This window comes from Rathayibacter sp. AY1B6, from assembly GCF_002932755.1.
GTDB lineage: Bacteria > Actinomycetota > Actinomycetes > Actinomycetales > Microbacteriaceae > Rathayibacter.
This window is the reverse complement of sequence record NZ_PSWL01000017.1, coordinates 1-16,725: the sequence shown is the minus strand read 5'-3', so window position 1 is coordinate 16,725 and position 16,725 is coordinate 1. Positions and strand designations below refer to the sequence as shown.

Sequence of the window (16,725 nt, the reverse complement as noted above, 5' to 3'; positions counted from 1 at the left end):
TGACCTGTCATCGTCGTCCCCGGTCATCGTCGACCTCCGGCTCGTGGGAGAGGATCCCGCGCAGCCAGTCGCGGGCCTCGAGGAACACCTCGTCGTCGTAGCGTCGCACGGAGGTGACCGGGCGGCGGTCAGCGCGCGGATACGAGCCGAGGAAGATCACCTTCGGGCTGAAGCGCCGCAGCCCCATCAGCGCGTCGGCGACCCGCTCGTCCTGGACGTGCCCGTCGAGGTCGATGACGAACCGGTACCGGCCCAGAGCGTCGCCGATCGGCCGCGACTGGATCATGCTCAGGTTCACCCCGCGGGTCGCGAACTGCTCGAGCATGTCGAGCAGGGCGCCCGGCTGGTCGGCCGGGAGCTCCGCGATGACGCTGGTCTTGTCGGCGCCGGTCGGCTCGGGCAGCGCGTGCGAGCGCGAGACGTGCACGAAGCGCGTGACGGCGTTCGGGTTGTCGCCGATCCGCTCGGCCAGCACCGCGACGTCGTGGTGGGCGACGATCCCGGGAGGGGCGATGGCCGCGTCCGCCGGCGATCCGCTCAGCAGGTCGACGGTGGCCTGGACGTTGCTCGAGGCGGGCAGGTGCTCGTGGCTGGGGATCTCGCGGTCGAGCCACACCCGGCACTGTCCGTAGGCGACGGGGTGCGCGGCGACGGTGCGCACCTCCTCGAGGCGCGCTCCGGGGCGGCCGACCAGGATGAACGACACCGGCACCAGGTACTCGCCGACGATGCGCAGCCCCGGGATCCGCGCCAGCGCGTCCTGCGCGGCCGTCACTCCGCCCTCGACCGAGTTCTCGATCGCGATCACCGCGCCGTCGCTGCGGCCGGTGACCAGATCGCTCAGCGCCTCCCCCACGTTCGCGACGCTGCGCCACAGCTGTCCGCGCGCCTCCGGGACCTGCGCGAGGGCCGCCTCCGTGAACGTGCCGCTGGGCCCGAGATAGCTGTAGGCACGGGTCTCGGGGGCGCTGTCGGGCATGGCGCAAGCCTAGCCAGCCGCGGTACCCCTGGAGGGGGCCGGACTGCCACTATGGACCGCATGACCGATCGCGCAGGGAAGCCGGCACAGGCCTCCGATCTCATCGACGTCGAGGCCCTCGTGAGGGCGTACTACGAGAAGAAGCCGGACGTCTCCGATCCGGCTCAGAAGGTGGTGTTCGGCACCTCCGGCCACCGCGGATCCTCGTTCGACACGGCCTTCAACGAGGACCACATCGCCGCCGTCACGCAGGCGATCGTCGAGTACCGGACCGAGCAGGGCATCACCGGCCCGCTCTTCATCGGCGCCGACACGCACGGGCTGTCCCGTCCGGCCCTCACCACCGCTCTCGAGGTCCTGGTGGGCAACCAGGTCCGCGTGCTCGTGGACGAGTTCGACGACTTCGTGCCGACCCCGGCGCTCAGCCACGCGATCCTCCGCTACAACAACGACCCCGCGCACACCGACCGGGCCGACGGCATCGTGGTGACCCCCTCGCACAACCCGCCCCGCGACGGCGGCTTCAAGTACAACCCGCCGCACGGCGGTCCCGCCGACTCCGACGCGACCACCTGGATCGCGAACCGGGCCAACGAGCTCATCGCCGACGGCAACCGCGGCGTGACCTCGGCCGAGCCCTCCGCGGTCGAGACCTACGACTACCGCACGCACTACGTCGCGGACCTGGCGAACATCATCGACCTCGACGCGATCCGGAAGGCCGGCGTGCGGATCGGGGCCGACCCCCTCGGCGGCGCCTCCGTGCACTACTGGCAGCTGATCGCCGAGATGCACGGCCTCGACCTGACCGTGGTGAACGGCGAGGTCGACCCGGCCTGGGGCTTCATGACCCTCGACTGGGACGGCAAGATCCGGATGGATCCGTCCTCCCCCAGCGCGATGGCCTCGGTCGTCGCGCGCGCCGGCGACTTCGACATCCTCACCGGCAACGACGCCGACGCGGACCGGCACGGCATCGTCACCCCCGACGGCGGACTGATGAACCCCAACCACTACCTGGCCGTCGCGATCGACTACCTCTACCGCCACCGCACCGGCTGGCGCGAGGACGCGGCGATCGGCAAGACGCTGGTCTCCTCCTCGATCATCGACCGGGTCGCGGAGTCGCTGGGCCGGCGCCTGTGGGAGGTCCCGGTGGGCTTCAAGTGGTTCGTCCCCGGGCTGGTCGACGGATCGGTGGGCTTCGGCGGCGAGGAGTCCGCGGGCGCCTCGTTCCTCCGTTTCGACGGCACCGTCTGGACCACCGACAAGGACGGCATCCTCCTCGCGCTGCTCGCCTCCGAGATCGTGGCGGTCACCGGGAAGAGCCCGTCGGCGCTCTACCGCGAGCTGACCGAGCGCTTCGGCGACCCGGTCTACGAGCGCGTGGACGCGGTGGCGACGAAGGCGCAGAAGGCGGCCCTCGGCAAGCTGGACGGCGACGCGATCGCGGCGACGACCCTCGCCGGCTCCGAAATCATCGCGAAGCTGTCGAAGGCCCCCGGCAACGGCGCGGCCGTCGGAGGCGTCAAGGTCGTCACCGAGGACGCCTGGTTCGCCGCGCGCCCCTCCGGCACCGAGGACGTCTACAAGATCTACGCCGAGAGCTTCCGCGGCCTCGACCACCTGCACGAGGTGCAGGCCGAGGCGCGCACGATCGTGGACGCGGCGCTGAACTCCTAGGCGCTGCGCTCCTCCGTCCGGGCATGAGGTGCCCGAGAATGCTGTGATCCGAGCGGATCGGGAGCATTCTCGGGCACCTCGGTCGTGCCCTGTGGAGAGTGGCGCACTCAGACCCGCGCACGCGGGCACTGTGGGCGCATGCAGCAGGAGGCAGGACCCGGGGACGTCTTCTCGGTATCGGAGGCGCGCGCCGCGGGAGTGTCCCCCGGAGTCCTTCGCGGACGCCGCTTCAGCACCCCGACCTACGGCATCAGATCGGAGTCGGAGGCGACAGACCTCGTGGACAGGTGCGCTGCGCTCCTCGACCGCCTGGGCGACGCCGCAGTCGTGTGCGGCCCGACCGCCGCACTGCTGTGGGGCGCTCCGCTCCCGCCCGCCTGGGAGGAGCGGTCGGATCTCGACATCGCGGTGGCGGCTCCGCGTCGAGCACCGCACGCGACGGGGATCGCCGGACGGAAGCTGATACTCCGTTCGGGCGACGTCCTCCTCGGGCGTCGCGGCCGGCTCACCTCGCCGGCTCGGACGTGGTGCGACCTCGGGAACGTTCTCGGTGTCCCGGATCTGGTCGCCGTCGGAGACTCCTTCCTCCACCGTCGACTCGCCACCTCGGAGGACCTGCGATCCGCGGTGGAGAACCACCCCGGTCGCCGTGGTCTCCGCACGCTGCGCTCGGCGATCGCGCTGCTCGACGGGCGCGCGGAATCGCGTCCCGAGTCCCTCGTCCGTGTGGCACTGGTCTCCCACGGCATCCGCGGCATCGAGCCCGGCGTCGTCGTTCGCGACTCCTCCGGCCGATTCCTCGCGCGTGTCGACCTCTGCATCCGCTGGGCCGGCGTCGTCGTGGAGTACCACGGCGACTACCACCGCGTCGAGCGCGGCCGTTGGCGGAAGGACCGCGCTCGGATGGGGCGCCTCCGCACAGCGGGCTGGCACGTGATCGAGCTGACCGGCGACGATCTCGCCGACCTGGACGGCGTCGTCGACCTCGTCCGTGCCGCCATCAACAGGTGAGGTGCCCGAGAATGCAGTCGTGTCGCACGAAAGGCTGCATTCTCGGGCACCTCAGCGAGGATTCCGGCGGGCGGGCTACCAGCGCGGGTGGACGGTGGGGCGGAAGTGGGTGTCGTAGAGGGCGTTCACGGCCTCCATGAAGGCGGGGCCGAGGGGCGCGGCGGAGGCGGCGGCCGCGTTGGCGCGGGCCTGCTCGGGCGAGCGGGCACCGGGGATCACCGAGGTGACGCCCTCCTGCTGGATGATCCAGGCGAGCGCGGCCGCCGCGGGGGCGAGGCCGTGGTCGTCGGCGAGGCGGGAGAACTCCTGCGCGGCCTCCACGCCGGTCGCGAAGTCGACGCCCGAGAAGGTCTCGCCGACGTCGAACGCGGAGCCGTCGCGGTTGTAGCTGCGGTGGTCCTCCGGGGCGAACACGGTCTCGGTCGTGTAGCGGCCGCTGAGCAGGCCCGAGGCGAGCGGGACGCGCGCGAGGACGCCGACGCCGGCCTCGCGGGCGGCGGGCAGCACCTCGTCGAGCGGCTTCAGGCGGAACGCGTTCAGGATGATCTGGACGCTCGCGACGTTCGGACGGGCGATGGCGGTCAGCGCCTCCTCCGTGCGCTCGACCGAGACGCCGTAGGCCGCGATCGCGCCCTCCGCGACGAGAGTGTCGAGGGCGTCGTAGACGGCGTCGTCGGAGTAGACGGAGGTGGGCGGGCAGTGCAGCTGCACCAGGTCGAGGGTGTCGACGCCGAGGTTGGCGCGCGAGCGGTCGGTCCAGGCGCGGAAGTTGTCGAGCACGTAGTTGGCGGGGATCTGCTCCGCGCGGCGGCCCATCTTGGTGGCGACGAAGACCTGCGCGTCGGGGTGCGCCGCGCGGTAGGCGCCGATCGTCCGCTCACTGCGGCCGTCGCCGTAGACGTCGGCGGTGTCGAAGAGGGTGACCCCCGACTCCACCGCGGCGTCGAGCACGGCGAGGGCGTCGGTCTCGGCGACGTCCCCCCAGTCGGCACCGAGCTGCCAGGTTCCGAGGCCGACGACGGAGACGGGGGCGCCGGTGCGTCCGAGGATTCGAGTTTCCATGCCCCCACCGTAGGTGCGGCCGAGCCCGCGGCGGACCCCCTTGCGCGTGCTCTAACGTCGAGGGCATGCCCCTCCTCGTGCTCGGAAGCGCCAACCTCGACCACGTCCACCGGGTCGCCCGGATCCCCGCTCCGGGAGAGACGGTGCTCGCCCTCGACGCGAGCACCTTCCCGGGCGGCAAGGGCCTCAACCAGGCCGTCGCGGCCGCACGGACCGAGCCCGGCACCGTCTTCGTCACGAGCCTCGGCCGCGACTCGGCGGGAGACCGGCTCGCCGCGGTCCTCGGCGAGGAGCCGCTGGAGCTGCGCGCCCGCCGCGGCGACGTCCGCACCGGCACCGCGCAGATCACCGTGGACGAGCGCGGCGAGAACGCGATCGTCGTCGACTCCGGTGCCAACGCCGCCCTGGTCGAGCTGACCGCCGAGGAGTCGGCCCTGGTGGCGGCGGCCGACGCCCTGCTCCTGCAGCTCGAGATCCCGACCGCGACGGTGACGGAGGCGGCCCGCGCCGCGCGCGCCGGCGGCACGGTGTCGATCCTGAACGCCGCCCCGATCGGCCCGCTGCCGGAGGAGCTCCTCGCGGTGCTCGACGTGCTGATCGTCAACGAGCACGAGGCCCGCGAGCTCGCCGCCGATCGCGGCATCACCGCCGCCGACGACGACGCGCTCGCCGCGGCCCTCACCGCGCTGGTCCCGCTCGTGCTGGTCACCCTCGGCTCCGACGGCGTCGTCGTGGCGGTCCGCGACCGCGAGACGGTGCGCACTCCGGCCTTCCGGGTGGAGGCCGTGGACACCACCGGCGCCGGCGACACCTTCTGCGGCGCCTTCTCGGCCCGGCTCGCCGCCTCCGGAGCACGGCTGGACGACCCGGAGCAGCTGGTCGCCCTCACCCGCTGGGCGAGCGCGGCCGCGGCGATCTCGGTCACCCGCACCGGAGCGGCGGTGTCCGCGCCGACGGCGGCCGAGACGGACGCGTTCCTCGCCGAGCGCGCCTGAGCGAGGGGCTCCGGGGAGACGGCGCCGTCACCGGCCTCGGGCGGCTCGCAGCACCGTCGCTCCGGGAGGCCGGATGCACTCCGGAGGAGGGGAGCACGGCAGCGGGGAGTACGGGTCCGCACCTCGCGAGAGGAGCCCCGGCCTGCGAGCAGCCGGGTCCGCCGGGCGGTTCGCCTAGTCGATCGCGGCGACCCGGACGGTCACCCGCGGCCGCAGCCCCGGATGCACCCGGACGCACCACTCGCGCACCGCGGCTCCGATCGCGCGCGCCACGTCCGGCGCGGACGCCTCCGCGGTCACGCAGAGGTCGACGGCCACGGACACCTCGTCCCCCGCGACGCGGACCAGGACCGGATCGGCGAACGTGCCGCCGCTCGCGGTGCCCAGCGGCTCGACCACGATCCCGGTCGCGCTCAGCGCGGTCGCCGCGTGCGCGAGCACGTCGCGCACCTCGGGCTTGGCCGGCATCAGGGTCGCGACCCCGTCCAGGGCGCGCAGCTCCGCGGCGAGCGCGGACACCGGATCGACCGGGGCCGCCGCCTCGAGGCCGCTCACGACTCCTCCGTCCCGGGGACGTAGACGTCCTCCACGCGGACATCGATCCTCGACACCCGCAGCTCGGTCTGGGTCAGCAGCCGCGAGTGCACGCGCTCACGCACCTGCTGGGCCGCCTCGGCGATCGGCACCCCCCAGAAGACCGAGATCGTCAGCTCCACCACGACCTCCGCGCCCGGCTCGGCGATGTCGCCGACCAGGCGGCAGCGGCCGACCAGCACGCCGGCGACGCTGTCGCCCGCCTCGCGCACGAGTCCGCGGACCGCTCCCTCGGTGATCGTGAGCGCCACGTCGGGCTGGACGCTCGCCAGCGGGATGTCGCGTCCGGCCCGCGACTCGCGGCGCACCTGGGTGAGGATCGAGCCGAACCAGCTCTCCTCCGGCGCGGGCAGGCGTGCGGCGTCGTCGTCGATGAGCGCGCCGGAGAGGGCGCGCACGCGCTCGAGGGCGCGCAGAGTGCGCCGGTGCTCCGGCGACTCCTCGATGGCGGGGTCGTACGGCGTGCGCCCGCGGTCGAGGTAGTCGCTCAGCTCGTCGATGCCGATGCCGTCGCCCTCCTGCTCCGTCGCGTCCGCCTCGGGTGCGGGCGGCAGCACGACGTCGTGCTCCCCCGCGCGCTCCGGCCCGTCGCCGGGACCCTGGTCCGCGTTCATCGCGTCTGCTCCCTCATCGCCAGTCCTCCATCGCCACGACCAGCGACTCGCGCGCGCGGGCGAGCTTGCCCCGTACGGCGGTCACCGTGAGACCGAGGTGATCGGCGATCTCGTTGTACGACTCCCCGCCGACCTCGCGCAGCACCCAGCACTGCCGCTGCGACTCCGGCAGCTCGGACAGGGCGTGCGCGAGAGCCCGCATGGCGTCGCTCTGCTCGGCGGCCTCGAACGGGCCGGGCTCTCGGGCCGGGGGATGCTCCACGGCGTCGACGTCGTCGGTCGGGCGGCGCTGGCGCAGCAGGTCGACGCTGGAGCGGCTGACGATCCGCATCATCCAGCTGCGCACGCTCGCCGGCTCCTTGAGCTGCGGGAGCTGCGCCCAGACCGTGATCAGCGCGTTCTGCACGGCGTCGGAGGCGTCCGCCTGCGAGCCCGTCAGCCGCCACGCGTAGGCACGGAGGATCGACTGGTGCCGCTTGACGAGGACCTCGAAGGCGCGCACGTCGCCTTCGGCGGAGCGCTCGGCGAGCAGCGCATCGCTCGCCGCTTCCAGTCCGGGCACGGCGCCTCCTCCCTCTCCGCTCACGCGGCCTCGGGCCGCCTCTCAGGTGACGCTCAGGAAAAAGTCCGCCGAGCACCGTGACGAACGCCGTCCGGGCTCCGTCTCACTCATGAAAGCACAGCCCGACCGGATTTCCGCCGGGCCTTCGACCCCGGTCTGCTCAGCAACGGCAGCCGATGAGACGTCCAGGAGACCTCATGAGCGACACCACGCGCACCCCCTCCACCACCCGCGTCGACAAGACCCCCGTCGACACGGTCACGAGCCTCGGCGGCTCGCGGACCTCCGGCACCGCCCAGGGCACCACGGTCATCGACGACAGCGTCGTGGCCAAGGTCGCCGGCATCGCGGCCCGCCAGGTGCCCGGCGTCTTCGCCCTCGGCAACAACGCCGCCCGTGCCTTCGGCGCGATCCGCCAGGCCGTCGGCGGCGCCGACCACGCCCAGGGCGTGAGCGTCGAGGTCGGCGAGACCCAGGTCGCGGCCGACGTCACCATCGTCGTCGAGTACCCCGTGCCCATGCAGAAGGTCGCCGACTCCGTCCGCGCCGCCGTCTCCGAGGCCATCACCGAGCTGGTCGGCATGACCGTCGCCGAGATCAACGTCGCCGTCGTCGACGTGCACATCCCCGGTGACGACAAGGGCGACGAGTCGACCGAGAGCCGCGTCCGATGAGCGACTTCCAGCGCCCCGCGCCCACCGCCCCCGGCGGCCGCAGCACCGTCCTCGGCGTCGTGGTCGGCGCGATCCTCGCCTTCGCGGCCCTGATGTTCGGCTTCTGGGGCTTCGTCCTCACCGCCCTGTTCATGGCCCTCGGCGTCGTGATCGCCCGCATCGCCGACGGCACCCTCGACGTGCGCAGCCTCGTGGACGTGTTCCGCGGCCGCACCACCTCCCGCTAGGAGCCCACCGTGACCGCTCTCGACACGCGTCCCGCATCGCCGGTGGCGGGCACCGTCACCATCACCGTGCGCTCCATCGAGCGCGCCGCCGTGGCGATCGTCCACGAGGAGCTGGGCGTGGAGGTCTCCGCGATCCGCGTCCGCCTCTCCGACGACCGGGGCGGCCTCGCCCTCGCGGTGACCGCGCCGGTCGTCGTCGAGCCGGGCGCCTCCCCGTCCGGCGGCTCCCTGCTCGAGCGCCTGCACGGCGACCGCACCCGCATCGCCTCCCGCATGGAGGCGCTGACCGGCCGCACCGTCAGCCGGATCGACATCCGGGTCACGGGCACCCGCACCCGAAGCACGAGGAGAGTCGCATGAGCCCCGCACCGTCGGCGCCCGACACCCGCTACAGCCGCTATCTCCGCCGCGAGACCCACAAGTCCCGCTCCGCCGCGCAGATCATCGTCCTGGTGCTCATCGCCCTGGTCGCGGCGTACGTCGGCACGGAGGCGGTGCTCGCGATCCTCGGCGCCGCGCCTCTGCTCGCCGCGCCGTCCGCCCTGCTGGGCGCGATCGTCGGCGTCGCGTCGCTGGCGAACCCCGCCCTCATCGGCGTGGCCGTCGGCGCGGGAGTCCTCGCTCTCGTCCTGCTGGTGCTCGCCCTGGCGCCCGGCGCCCGGGCCCGCCACACCGTGGACGACGACCGCCTCGCCGTGGTCGTGGACGACGGCGTGATCGCCTCCTCCCTCGCCCGCGCAGCCCGCACGGCCGCCCACTCCCGGCGCGAGGACACCCGCGCCTCGCTCGGTCGGCGCACCGCACTGGTCGAGGTGACCCCCGCCTCCGGCATCGCGGTCGACCGCGACGCCGTGCAGAGCGCCGTCGACGAGGAGCTCGCCCGCATCGGCGCGAAGCCCGCCCCGCGCTCCACCGTCCGCGTCTCGACCTCCGGGAGGATCTGATGACCACGAGCAACCGCTTCGTCAACCGGCTCGTCCTGCTCGTCGTGGGTCTCGTGCTCGCGCTGGTCAGCGCCGGTGCCGTGCTGATCGCCGTCTCGCAGCCGGTCCGCGACTCCGTCCTCTCCTTCGCCGACGGCGAGGGCGCGGCTCTGGTGTCGCGGCTGTCCCCCGAGGAGGGCACCGTCTGGAGCGATGCAGCCGTCCTCTGGCCGCTCTACGCCGTCGTCGGGATCTGCCTGCTGGGCATCGTCCTCGCGCTGGTGATGGCCTTCGCCCACGGTCACGGCCGCACCGGCACCGTCCTCCGCGACGAGGCCGAGGGCACGCCCGCCGGAGGGATCGAGATCGCGACCGGCTTCGCCGAGGACGTCCTCGAGACGGCTCTCGCCGGGCGGACGGAGCTCCTCGACGTCACCGTCGCGGCCTACCGCCACGGATCCGAGACGGCGCTGAAGGTGCGCGTCCTCCCCCGCGGCGGCGTCTCGCCCCGCACCGTGGTCGACGCCGTGCACCAGGAGGTCGACGCGCTCGACGCCCTGCTCGGCGCCCGCCTGCCGGTCCTGCTCGAGGTCGCCTCGAGCGCCCGCGCCGGCTTCTCCAAGGAGGACCGGGTCGCCTGACCCCGGTCCCGCAGCTTCCCCGGCATCCGCCGGCGGATGGTCACACCGAACAGAAGGAGCCCCTCATGGGTGCAGACGACAAGATCCGCAACGCAGCCGAGAACCTGGTCGGCAAGGCCAAGGAGGCCGTCGGCAAGCTGACGGACAACGAGCGCCTCGAGGCCGAGGGCCAGGCCGACCAGACCAAGGCCCACACCAAGAAGGTCGGCGAGGACGTCAAGGACGTCTTCAAGAAGTGATCTGACCGGAACCTCGACGGGGCCGTCACCGCATCAGCGGTGGCGGCCCCGTCGTCGTGCGTGGTGCGTGGTGCGTCAGACGCCCCAGAACATGATCCGGCCGGCGGAGGCCGCGTCGATGCTCTGGTCGTGGTTGTCGGCGGTGTGCGAGGAGTAGAGGATCCTGTCGCCGTCGACGCTGGTCACGACGCCCGTGTGGTCCCAGTCGCCCGAGCCGTCCCAGTCGAACTGGACGATGTCGCCCGGCTTCACGCGGCTCCGCTCGGAGTCGGGGATCGCGGTCGCGCGCTCGGGGTGCGCGCCGAGGTAGGCGTTGAACGCGGTCGACGACGCCCAGGCGGAGCTGTAGCCGCCGGAGGAGGAGTAGCTCCACTCGCCGTCCATCTCCCAGCCGCGGGCGATCAGCGACTGCGAGGTGAAGTTGACGCAGTCGTTGCCCGAGATCACGCCGTACTGGGCCGAGTTGTAGTCGTTCCAGTAGGTGGAGAGGTAGTCGAGCTGCGAGGCCAGGCGGCTCGCGTCCAGCGCGGCCTGGGCCTTCGCGGCCTCGATCGCCGGGTCGGGCGTGTAGGCGAAGGTGATCGCCGAGGCGACGACCTTGGTGCTGGCGAGCACGCCGGTCGCGGCGGGGCTGGGAGTGGCGGTCGCGGTCGGGGCGGCGAGGTCGGTCGAGGCCTCGGCCGTCGTGCCCTCCGCGGTGCCCGACGTGTCGACGGCGGGCTGCACCGCGTCGGCCGGGGTCCCGTCGACGGTGACCGCCGCAGCGGAGTCGGTGACCGCGTCGAACGTGATGGCCTGACCGTCGGCGTCGAAGAAGGCGACCGGCACCTCCCCCGCGGCCTCTCCGTCGGCGGGAGGCGCGGTGACCGTGATCTGGTCGGGGTTGTCGACGGCGACACTGCCCTCGGCCTCGCCGAAGCGGACGGTGGCGACCGAGTCCAGGTTCGATCCCTCGAGCGTCACGCTCGTGCCGCCGGCGACGGTGCCGGAGGTGGTGGAGACGGAGCTGAGGACGACCCGGGCGGAGGCGGTGGTCGCGGGGAGCACGGCGACGCTGGTCGAGGTCGGAGCGGCGGACGGCGTCGCGGTGGCCGATCCGGCCGAGGAGCCGGTGCCGACGGTGAGGCTGAGGCTCGACGCGACGGCCACGACGACGAGCCCGCCGGAGACGGCGATCGCCAGCGTGCGCGGGGACGGGCGGAAGAAGGAGGCTCCGCGGCGGGCGGGTGCGGAGCGGAGCCGGTGCCCCTCCGCTTCGCGCCGGTCGCGGCGGGACGGGAACGACTCCTCGGGGGCCGGGTGCACCGGGGCGGGAGCCGAGGGTCGCGCGGCGGCCGCGGGAGCGGCGGGCCGGATGCGGCCCTCGCGCTCGCGGGCCTCACGACGGGTCAGCGGAGCGCCGGGGGTCGGCGCGGGAGTCGCGGGGTGGTCGGCGGGCACGGTGGAGCGGGTGGAGCGAGGGGGCACAGAGAGGTCTCACGGGTCGGCGGCTCGGCGGGGGACCGGGCTCGGGAGCAGGGGAAGCGGCTATGTCACCAGGCGGGGGTGGGAGACCCGTCAGACGGGCCTCTGAAAGCGCTCCGAATAACAGTACGGTAACGAGCGGCGCGTGTCACGCCCGATCGTGTCCGTCTGTGATCGCTAGATCGCCTAGGAAGTGGTTCCCGGCGCGTAATCGGGCGCATCCGGAAGGCCGAAGGCGCGCTCGAGCGTCTCGATGCCGGAGTCGTGCAGGTAGCCGGAGAGCGGGGTCCCGACGTACCGCAGGTGGTACGGCTCAGACTCGTACCCCGTGATCGGAGTGGTGTCGGGCTTGTAGCGCACGAGGAAGCCGAAGCGGTGGGCGTTGGCGCCGACCCACTGCCCCTCCGGAGTGTCGCCCCAGCAGATCTCGAGCGCGCACGCACCCGACGCTCCCACCACGTCGACCGCCCAGCCGGTCTGGTGCTCGCTGTGCCCCGGGCGGGCACTCGTCGCATCCGCTCCCGCCTGCCCGCGCGAGGACACCCAGCCCGCGTAGACGCTGACCTGGGTGTCGTAGGAGCGGTAGGCGCTCTGCACGGCCAGCGAGAGGCCGGCCTCGGAGCGGGCGGCGGCGAAGAGCGGGACGAGGGCGTCCGCGGTCGCCTGGCGCATCGGCTGGCGGTTGACGTAGGGCACGTCGGGGAAGGTCAGGTCGGCGGGGACGTAGTCGACCGGCGCGAGCGTCCGCAGCTTGTTGACGACGACCCAGGTGCTCGCCGGGTCGTCGACGGACTGCGCGGTGAGGTCGATCCCGGAGGCGGTGGGAGCGGGGGTCGGCGTGGGGGTGGTGGTCGGCTCCGCTGTGGGAGCCGAGGTGGTCGCGGCGGTGGAGGGCGACGGAGCGGGCGGCGCCGTCGAGGGGGTCGGCGAGGGCGCCGCTGCACCGTTCCCGATGGCGGCTCCGATCCCCAGCGCGGTCAGGCCCGCCGCGGCGGCCACACCCCCGATCACCAGGGCTCTGCGGCGGACGGAGTGCCCATCGGTCGGCTCGTTCTCGTTCGACGTCATCCTCCGAGCCTAGACAGACCCGTTCCTGCGCATCTGCTGAAGCACTGGCGATCGGTTCTGTCCACCCGTGCCCCTCCACGCGGGTCGCGCATATCCTCTAAGGATTCACATAAGCGGACCCCCTAGCTTGAGTGACAGCCACGACTCCGCGTGCGACCGCCCCCTCGGCCGCACGGCCCCCCACGGAGCCGTCGATGGAAGGACCCCATGCTCCGACCCCTCACCGCACCCTCCGTCCCTCTCGCCGCCCTCGCGCGGACGCTCGAGATCGCGGACGAGGGCGGCCTGACGGCCGAGATCAGCGGAGTGACGCTGATCGCCTCCGACGTCGAGCCCGGCGACCTCTTCGTCGCCCTGCCCGGGGTCAACCGCCACGGAGCCGAGTTCGTCGAGCAGGCCGTGGCACGCGGCGCGTCCGCCGTGCTGACCGACACCGCGGGCGCCGACGCCGCGCGCGCGACCGGTCTGCCCGTCCTCGTGGTCGACGACCCCCGCTCCCGTCTGGGCGCCGTGGCCGCCGCCGTCTACGGGACGGCCGAGCGCTCCCCCGTGCTGCTCGGTGTCACCGGCACCAACGGCAAGACGTCGACCGTGCACATGCTCGAGGGGATCCTCCGCCAGCTCGGCGTCGTGCCCGGCCTCAGCTCGACCGCGGAGCGCCACATCGGCGACACCTCGGTGACCAGCGGCCTGACCACCCCGGAGGCGACGGAGCTGCACGCGCTCGTCGCCCGCATGGAGGAGGAGGGCGTCGGCGCGGCCGCCATCGAGGTCAGCGCCCAGGCCCTCACCCGCCACCGCGTCGACGGCGTGGTCTTCGACGTCGCCGGCTTCACGAACCTCAGCCACGACCACCTCGACGACTACGGCGACATGGACACCTACTTCGGCGAGAAGGCGCAGCTCTTCCAGCCCGATCGCGCGCGCCGGGCCGTCGTCTCGCTCGACTCCCCCGCGGGCGCGCGCCTCGTCGAGGTCGCCGGAGTGCCGGTCACCACGATCACCTCCCTCCCGGGCGTCGACGCCGACTGGACCGTGACGGTGCTCGAGCAGGAGTTCGGCCGCACCCGCTTCCGGATCGGGAACCGCGAGGGCCGTGCCATCACGACCTCCGTGCCGATCATCGGCACCCACATGGCGGCCAACGCCGGGCTGGCGATCGTGATGCTGATCGAGTCCGGTCGGCCGATCGGCGAGATCCGCGCCGCGCTGCACCGCGACGGCGGAGTGGACGCCTCCCTCCCCGGCCGCACCGAGCGCGTCTCGGGCGACCGCGGCCCCACGGTGTACGTCGACTTCGGCCACAGCGCCGACGCCTTCGCTCGCACCCTGGAGGCCGTCCGCGAGGTCACTCCCGGCCGCGTGATCATGGTGTTCGGCGCCGACGGCGACCGGGACGCGCTCAAGCGCCCGGCGATGGCCGAAGCCGCCGTCCGGGGCAGCGACGTGCTGGTCGTCACCGACCACCACCCGCGCTTCGAGGACCCGGCCTCGATCCGGCGCACCCTCGTCGACGCCGCCCGCGCCGCACGTCCGGACGCCGAGATCCACGAGGTCGACGACCCCAAGCGCGCCATCCGCGTCGCCGTCTCCCTGGCGCACGAGGGCGACGCCGTCCTCTGGGCCGGCCCCGGGCACCAGAACTACCGCGACATCCTCGGCGTGCGCACGCCGTACTCGGCCCGAGCCGAGGCCCGCGCAGCGCTCCGCGAGGCCGGCTGGGCGGACGAGGCGGTCCCCGCTCCGGCCTGAGGCATCGCCCCGGCACGGCGGCCCTGAGATCCCGTTCAGGCTCGCCGGACGCCCTGTCGTGCTCTCCGCACGCGGTGTAACTTTGCGCAGCACGCAACGTTTGCGGCGGATCGCCGTGCCTGGACGCGTCCGCCAGACAAGGGGACCACCGTGGCCGACTCCGCCTCCGCTCCATCCGCTCCGACCTCGACGCCGTCCGGCGCCGTGATGTCGCACCGGCAGATCCTGTTCGTCATCTTCGGCCTGATGGCGGGGATGTTCCTCTCCTCGCTCGACCAGACCATCGTCGGCACCTCGATGCGCACCATCGCGGACGACCTCGACGGCCTCTCGCAGCAGGCGTGGGTGACCACCGCCTACCTGATCGTCTCGACGATCGCGACGCCGATCTACGGCAAGCTCTCCGACATCTTCGGACGCCGCCCGCTCTACCTGATCGCGATCGTGCTGTTCCTGATCGGCTCGACGCTCGCCGGCTTCTCGACCTCGATGCTCGGACTCGCCGGCTTCCGCGCCGTGCAGGGCCTCGGCGCCGGCGGGCTCATGTCGCTCGCGCTCACGGTGATGGGCGACATCCTGCCCCCGCGCGAGCGCGCCAAGTACCAGGGCTACTTCCTGGCCGTCTTCGGGATCTCCAGCGTCGTCGGACCGCTCATCGGCGGCCTGCTCGCCGGCACCCCCGAGATCCTCTTCATCACCGGCTGGCGCTGGGTCTTCCTGATCAACCTGCCGATCGGCGCCGTCGCGCTCTTCATCGTCGTGCGGTTCCTCCACCTGCCCAAGCCCGCCGGCAAGCGCTCGGTGCGGATCGACTGGTGGGGCGCCTCCCTCGTCGTCATCGCCGCGGGCCCGCTGCTGCTGATCGCGGAGCAGGGCCGCGAGTGGGGCTGGGGCTCGCCGATCGCGTGGGTCTGCTACATCGTCGGCGCGCTGGGCATCATCGGCTTCATCGCCGCAGAGCGGATGATGGGCGACGACGCGCTCATCCCCCTCAAGCTCTTCCGCTCGCCGACCTTCTCGATGGCGACCGTGCTGGGCGTCCTCGTCGGCTTCGGCATGTTCGGCGGCATGATGGCGATCCCGCTGTACCTGCAGCTGGTGAACGGCGCCACGCCGACCGAGTCCGGCTTCCTGATGCTGCCGATGATCCTCGGCCTGATGATCGCCTCGATCGTCTCGGGTCAGATCATCTCGCGCACGGGCCGCTACCGCGCCTTCCCGATCGTCGGCACCTTCCTGATGTCGGCCGCGTTCTTCTACTTCACCTTCGTGACGATCGACAAGCCGGTGATCTTCATGATGGGCGGGATGCTGATGCTGGGCCTCGGGCTCGGGCAGATGATGCAGACCCTCACCCTGGCCTCGCAGAACTCGGTCGACGTGGCGAACATGGGAGTCGCGACCAGCGCCTCCACGTTCTTCCGCCAGATCGGCGGCACCCTGGGCACCGCCGTGATCTTCTCGGTGCTGTTCAGCCGCATCCCCGACACCATCGCCGCGGCCTTCAAGAACCCGGCGCTCGCGGCGGATCTGCAGCGGGCCGCCACCGATCCGGCCGTCGCCGCGGACCCGGCCAACGCCGGGATCCTGAAGCTGCTGCAGTCGCAGGACACCGCCGCGATCGGCTCCGCGCTCGACGGCGACACCTCGTTCCTGAACACCGCGGACCGCGCCCTGTCGGCACCGTTCCTGACCGGGTTCAACGACGCGACCGTGACCGTGTTCCAGGTCGCGCTGGGTGTGGTCCTGCTGGCTTTCGTGCTCTCGTGGTTCCTCAAGACCCCGCCGCTGCGGGCGAAGTCGGCCATGCAGGAGGCGCACGACCTCGCGGCCGAGGACAGCGCGGAGGAGCTGCGCCGCACGGACCCGCAGCTGGCCGCGCGCGCCGGGGCCGACCTGGCCGCGGGCAGCATCGAGCCGGACGTCCGGACGGACTCGATCAGCACCGCTCCTCCCCGCGACGGGCACGGCGCCCACCGGGCCTGATCGGGAGGCGCCGGCCGCCCGCGTCCTGCGCTCCCGCTCCTCTGCTCCGGGGCGCCGCCTCCGCCGCCCGGACCCCGCCCTCACCGCGGTGTCCGGGCGCGGAGGCGGCGCCTCGTGGTCGTCCAGGGCGGGATGCCCCGCGTTCCGGGGCGAGAGAGCGCTCCACCGGGGCTCTAGGATGGTCGGACCGCTGCCGAAGGAGTCCGCAATGAGCGCCGCCCCCACCCCCTCCCCCCCTCCCCCCCCACCCC

The 16,725-nt window shown here is 73.0% G+C and carries 18 protein-coding genes; 11 read left to right on the top strand and 7 right to left on the bottom strand.

Annotated elements, in window-relative coordinates:
- Positions 1-7: 7 nt before the first annotated feature.
- Positions 8-979 (bottom strand): prephenate dehydratase, encoded by a 972-nt coding sequence (pheA, locus tag C5D08_RS10425; RefSeq protein WP_104276984.1) that lies wholly within the window; start codon positions 977-979, stop codon positions 8-10.
- Between the two features lie 60 nt (positions 980-1,039).
- On the opposite strand from pheA, the gene pgm reads away from it, so the two are divergent.
- Positions 1,040-2,662, top strand: a complete 1,623-nt coding sequence (gene pgm / locus C5D08_RS10420) for a phosphoglucomutase (alpha-D-glucose-1,6-bisphosphate-dependent) (RefSeq protein ID WP_104277024.1) — start codon at positions 1,040-1,042, stop codon at positions 2,660-2,662.
- A gap of 138 nt (positions 2,663-2,800) precedes the next feature.
- Positions 2,801-3,673 carry an endonuclease domain-containing protein gene (locus C5D08_RS10415; protein WP_146086076.1) on the top strand — a complete coding sequence of 291 codons (873 nt, stop codon included), beginning with the start codon at positions 2,801-2,803 and terminating at the stop codon, positions 3,671-3,673.
- Between the two features lie 75 nt (positions 3,674-3,748).
- On the opposite strand, the gene C5D08_RS10410 is transcribed toward C5D08_RS10415, so the two are convergent.
- Positions 3,749-4,735, bottom strand: coding sequence for an aldo/keto reductase (locus C5D08_RS10410; RefSeq protein WP_104276982.1), 987 nt, complete (start codon positions 4,733-4,735; stop codon positions 3,749-3,751).
- A 65-nt stretch (positions 4,736-4,800) separates the two neighbouring features.
- On the opposite strand from C5D08_RS10410, the gene C5D08_RS10405 reads away from it, so the two are divergent.
- The gene (locus tag C5D08_RS10405; protein WP_104276981.1) at positions 4,801-5,730 is read left to right on the top strand and encodes a ribokinase; all 930 of its coding nucleotides are present in this window, start codon (positions 4,801-4,803) and stop codon (positions 5,728-5,730) included.
- 174 nt (positions 5,731-5,904) lie between these two features.
- Here C5D08_RS10405 and C5D08_RS10400 read toward each other — a convergent pair whose 3' ends face one another.
- Genes C5D08_RS10400 through C5D08_RS10390 form a run of 3 tightly spaced genes read right to left on the bottom strand, consistent with a single transcriptional unit; the run spans position 5,905 to position 7,500 of the window.
- Positions 5,905-6,285, bottom strand: coding sequence for a hypothetical protein (locus C5D08_RS10400; protein WP_104276980.1), 381 nt, complete (start codon positions 6,283-6,285; stop codon positions 5,905-5,907).
- Positions 6,282-6,938, bottom strand: a complete 657-nt coding sequence (locus C5D08_RS10395; RefSeq protein ID WP_104276979.1) for an Asp23/Gls24 family envelope stress response protein — start codon at positions 6,936-6,938, stop codon at positions 6,282-6,284. Before C5D08_RS10395 ends, C5D08_RS10400 begins: the two co-directional genes overlap by 4 nt.
- 13 nt (positions 6,939-6,951) lie before the next feature.
- Positions 6,952-7,500, bottom strand: coding sequence for an RNA polymerase sigma factor (locus tag C5D08_RS10390; RefSeq protein ID WP_104224956.1), 549 nt, complete (start codon positions 7,498-7,500; stop codon positions 6,952-6,954).
- 197 nt (positions 7,501-7,697) lie between these two features.
- Between C5D08_RS10390 and C5D08_RS10385 the strand changes: the two genes are divergently transcribed.
- From C5D08_RS10385 to C5D08_RS10360, 6 genes are all read left to right on the top strand, one after another.
- Positions 7,698-8,174 (top strand): Asp23/Gls24 family envelope stress response protein, encoded by a 477-nt coding sequence (locus C5D08_RS10385; RefSeq protein WP_104276978.1) that lies wholly within the window; start codon positions 7,698-7,700, stop codon positions 8,172-8,174.
- On the top strand, positions 8,171-8,401 hold the full coding sequence (locus C5D08_RS10380) for a DUF2273 domain-containing protein (protein WP_104224954.1): 231 nt from the start codon (positions 8,171-8,173) through the stop codon (positions 8,399-8,401). The genes C5D08_RS10385 and C5D08_RS10380 overlap by 4 nt, the downstream gene beginning before the upstream one ends.
- 9 nt (positions 8,402-8,410) lie before the next feature.
- Entirely contained in the window at positions 8,411-8,761 is a 351-nt protein-coding gene (locus C5D08_RS10375; protein WP_104276977.1) for a hypothetical protein, read from the top strand.
- Positions 8,758-9,345 (top strand): DUF6286 domain-containing protein, encoded by a 588-nt coding sequence (locus tag C5D08_RS10370; protein ID WP_104276976.1) that lies wholly within the window; start codon positions 8,758-8,760, stop codon positions 9,343-9,345. The genes C5D08_RS10375 and C5D08_RS10370 overlap by 4 nt, the downstream gene beginning before the upstream one ends.
- Positions 9,345-9,965: a hypothetical protein gene (locus tag C5D08_RS10365; RefSeq protein WP_104276975.1), complete on the top strand. Its 621-nt coding sequence runs from the start codon at positions 9,345-9,347 to the stop codon at positions 9,963-9,965. The genes C5D08_RS10370 and C5D08_RS10365 overlap by 1 nt, the downstream gene beginning before the upstream one ends.
- 65 nt (positions 9,966-10,030) lie before the next feature.
- Positions 10,031-10,204, top strand: a complete 174-nt coding sequence (locus tag C5D08_RS10360) for a CsbD family protein (RefSeq protein ID WP_104226788.1) — start codon at positions 10,031-10,033, stop codon at positions 10,202-10,204.
- 75 nt (positions 10,205-10,279) lie between these two features.
- Here the strand turns inward: C5D08_RS10360 and C5D08_RS10355 are convergent, their stop codons facing one another.
- Together C5D08_RS10355 and C5D08_RS10350 are read right to left on the bottom strand one after the other, a co-directional pair.
- Positions 10,280-11,671, bottom strand: coding sequence for an amidase domain-containing protein (locus C5D08_RS10355; protein WP_104276974.1), 1,392 nt, complete (start codon positions 11,669-11,671; stop codon positions 10,280-10,282).
- Positions 11,672-11,854: 183 nt separating this feature from the next.
- Entirely contained in the window at positions 11,855-12,736 is an 882-nt protein-coding gene (locus tag C5D08_RS10350; protein ID WP_104276973.1) for a D-alanyl-D-alanine carboxypeptidase family protein, read from the bottom strand.
- Positions 12,737-12,943: 207 nt separating this feature from the next.
- Between C5D08_RS10350 and C5D08_RS10345 the strand changes: the two genes are divergently transcribed.
- Together C5D08_RS10345 and C5D08_RS10340 are read left to right on the top strand one after the other, a co-directional pair.
- Positions 12,944-14,488 carry a Mur ligase family protein gene (locus tag C5D08_RS10345; RefSeq protein ID WP_104276972.1) on the top strand — a complete coding sequence of 515 codons (1,545 nt, stop codon included), beginning with the start codon at positions 12,944-12,946 and terminating at the stop codon, positions 14,486-14,488.
- Between the two features lie 207 nt (positions 14,489-14,695).
- Positions 14,696-16,474: an MDR family MFS transporter gene (locus C5D08_RS10340; RefSeq protein WP_104277023.1), complete on the top strand. Its 1,779-nt coding sequence runs from the start codon at positions 14,696-14,698 to the stop codon at positions 16,472-16,474.
- The last annotated feature ends 251 nt before the right edge of the window (positions 16,475-16,725 follow it).